Below are 2,595 nucleotides of genomic sequence, written 5' to 3'. Positions count from 1 at the left end.
GCCCCGGGGCGGTCCACGCCGGCGCGGGGTACCCGGGCCCGGGCGGGCAGTCCGGTCAGGCCGCGCAGTCCGGTCAGGCCGTACAGGCGCCGCACCCCTCAGCCGGATACGGGCACGGGGCAGCCGGATACGGACACGGGCAGGGCTACGGGAGCGGTCAGGAGGCGGGCGGTGAGCCGGGGGCGGTCGCCGGGCAGACGGGCGCCCCGGCGAACGGCCCGACGAACGCCCCGGCGAACGGCCCGGCCGCGGCACACGGCGGGCGCCAGGGGGTGCGCGAGTACCGGAGCGTGCGGGACGGCCGGTCCGAGCAGGGCAAACCGGACTCGGACGCGTTCGCCCCGCGGGTCCCGGGCCAGCGTGGCCGGGGCGCGGGCTGAGCGGGGCGGGTCACGTAGTGTGAAGCGCATGAACGATCGCATGGTGTGGATCGACTGCGAGATGACCGGCCTCTCGCTGTCCGATGACGCGCTCATCGAGGTGGCCGCGCTGGTGACCGACTCGGAGCTGAACGTACTCGGGGACGGCGTGGACATCGTGATCCGCCCGCCCGCCTCCGCTCTCGAGGCGATGCCGGAGGTGGTGCGCCAGATGCACACCACCTCCGGCCTGCTGGCGGAGCTGGACGGCGGCACGACGCTGGCCGACGCGGAGGCCCAGGTGCTGGCGTATCTGCGCGAGTGGGTTCCGGACGCCGGGAAGGCACCGCTGTGCGGGAACACGGTCGGCACCGACCGCGGCTTCCTCGCCAGGGACATGCCGGCCCTGGAGGGCCACCTGCACTACCGCATCGTGGATGTCTCCTCGGTCAAGGAGCTGGCCCGCCGCTGGTACCCGCGGGCCTACTACAACAGCCCGGAGAAGAACGGCAACCACCGGGCGCTGGCCGACATCCGCGAGTCGATCGCCGAGCTGCGGTACTACCGGGAGGCCGTGTTCGTCCCGCATCCGGGGCCCGACTCGGAGACGGCGAAGAAGATCGCCGCCCAGCATGTGCTGCCCCCGGCGCACTGACGGGGCGGGCGCCGCTCCGGCCGGGTGGGGGTCCCCCTCGGGCCCCGCCCGAAACCCGTGCGCGAGCACACGCCCGAACCCTGTACACTCGTAGCGGCCGGTCAGGGAAAGATCCTCTCCCGCACCGGACGTGGTGGTCGTAGCTCAGTTGGTAGAGCACCTGGTTGTGGTCCAGGATGTCGCGGGTTCAAGTCCCGTCGATCACCCTCACAGAGCGAGGCCCTCTCCGGTAAGTCCGGTGGGGGCCTCGCTCGTTCGTGCCATGAGGTCGCTCACGGTCTCCCGGGTACGGAAAACACCGCGTTCCCGGCCTCCCTGCCGGGAGACGGGAACGCGGCGCTGACGGGCGGGCAGAGCTCGGTGTCTGCCGTTACGGGTCGTTCGGCTCAGTCGTTCTGCATCGGGCCGAAGACGAAGACGACCGAGTCGCTCATGATGTGGTCGTCGTCGGAGACGTGGATCTTCTTCCACTCCTTGCTGACCGACTCGTGCACCGAGTTGTACTGGTGCCCCTTCGGCCAGGCGGCAGCGGAACCCGCGCCCGCACCGGCCAGGCCGAGTACGGCGAAGCCGACGGCGACGGAGCGCACGAGCGTACGCATACGCATGGGAACCTCCAAGGGTTGGTTGGACGAAGCACCACGATGGCTGCCGAAGTGTCACTTTTTGGTACAACACGAAAACGTCGCCGCGGATTGAACCCGGACGGCGCAGCCTTCCCCGCATTCGAACTAATATTCGGTACGTGAGTGAGTGGAGTGACCTGGCAGGGCCGTGGGCGCGGGCCCGGATGCCCGACGGACAGGAGCTCGACGTCATCGTCACCGGCCGCTCCCGCACCCCCGACGGGCACTGGTGGTACGAGTGCGAGGCGATCCTGCCCAGCCGCTACCAGCACCCCGACGGACGCGTCGAGCCGGGCAGCGCGCCGACCGCGATCGTCGTCGCGGCCGAGAGCATCACTCCCCTCCCCGGCGAGAACTACGCGGCGCTGCCGACGGCCGGCGCGGTGGCCGGCCGCCAGTGGGTGGCGGTCCGCGTACGGGGAGTGGGCCAGGAGGGACCGTGGTGGTGTGTGCACCGCCGCGACTGCTGGCAGGCCAGGGACGGGTGGCTCACCCGGCGGGTCACCGCGCGGGAGGCGGTGGAACTGCTGGCCGACGGCGAGGACGCACGGGTGTGCGACGTCTGCCGCCCGGACCGTGCGCTGCGCCCGTCCCGCTGAGCCTGGGCGTCACCGGCATCACCGGCATCACCGTCGTCACCCCGGGGCGAGAGCGAACACACCGGCACTTCCCGCCTCGGCGGCACACCGGTTGGGATAGGTGTGCGCGAACCCGCGGGGCACCCCGCGCCAGGTGCCCTCGGCCACCGCGGTGACGGGGCGGGAGACCATGGGGCAGGGCCGGTTGTGCGGGCGCACCGCGGCGACGTCGCCCCGCACCCGGGAAAGGGTCTCGCATGCCTGTGCGGGGCGCGGGTGGGTGCTGCCGGACGAGGGGAAACAGTTCAGCGTCGCACGGGCCAGCACCCGGCCCGACGCGGACACCCCGGCGTGCAAGGTGAGGGTGAACCGGCCGG

At 72.2% G+C, this 2,595-nt stretch carries 4 protein-coding genes, 1 tRNA gene and 1 pseudogene; 4 read left to right on the top strand and 2 right to left on the bottom strand.

The genetic code is table 11. From position 1 onward, the window contains the following. The 3 genes and pseudogenes from AB8Z75_RS33850 to AB8Z75_RS33840 all read left to right on the top strand — a co-directional run. A pseudogene (locus tag AB8Z75_RS33850) lies at positions 1 to 380 on the top strand (AraC family transcriptional regulator); the annotation flags it as partial. A 28-nt stretch (positions 381 to 408) separates the two neighbouring features. Then, positions 409 to 1,014 (top strand): oligoribonuclease, encoded by a 606-nt coding sequence (orn, locus tag AB8Z75_RS33845; RefSeq protein WP_369208804.1) that lies wholly within the window; start codon positions 409 to 411, stop codon positions 1,012 to 1,014. A 133-nt stretch (positions 1,015 to 1,147) separates the two neighbouring features. Further along, positions 1,148 to 1,220 (top strand) — tRNA-His (locus AB8Z75_RS33840). Between the two features lie 180 nt (positions 1,221 to 1,400). Here AB8Z75_RS33840 and AB8Z75_RS33835 read toward each other — a convergent pair. Further along, positions 1,401 to 1,622, bottom strand: a complete 222-nt coding sequence (locus AB8Z75_RS33835; protein ID WP_369208802.1) for a hypothetical protein — start codon at positions 1,620 to 1,622, stop codon at positions 1,401 to 1,403. A gap of 137 nt (positions 1,623 to 1,759) precedes the next feature. Here AB8Z75_RS33835 and AB8Z75_RS33830 point away from each other — a divergent pair, with 137 nt between their 5' ends. Further along, entirely contained in the window at positions 1,760 to 2,239 is a 480-nt protein-coding gene (locus AB8Z75_RS33830) for a DUF6233 domain-containing protein (protein ID WP_369208800.1), read from the top strand. 36 nt (positions 2,240 to 2,275) lie between these two features. Here the strand turns inward: AB8Z75_RS33830 and AB8Z75_RS33825 are convergent. Continuing rightward, positions 2,276 to 2,595: SSI family serine proteinase inhibitor (locus tag AB8Z75_RS33825; RefSeq protein WP_369208798.1), on the bottom strand; the 320-nt coding region annotated here is incomplete at its 5' end.

The organism is Streptomyces sp. PU-14G (genome assembly GCF_041028275.1).
In the GTDB taxonomy this organism is placed as follows: domain Bacteria; phylum Actinomycetota; class Actinomycetes; order Streptomycetales; family Streptomycetaceae; genus Streptomyces.
The sequence above is the reverse complement of the archived record's forward strand: the minus strand, read 5'-3'. Positions and strand labels throughout refer to the sequence as shown.

Bases quoted from the DNA above. Each gene is read 5' to 3' on its own strand.
- orn (WP_369208804.1), top strand. From the start codon at position 409: ATGAACGATCGCATGGTGTGGATCGACTGCGAGATGACCGGCCTCTCG.
- AB8Z75_RS33835 (WP_369208802.1), bottom strand. From the start codon at position 1,622: ATGCGTATGCGTACGCTCGTGCGCTCCGTCGCCGTCGGCTTCGCCGTA.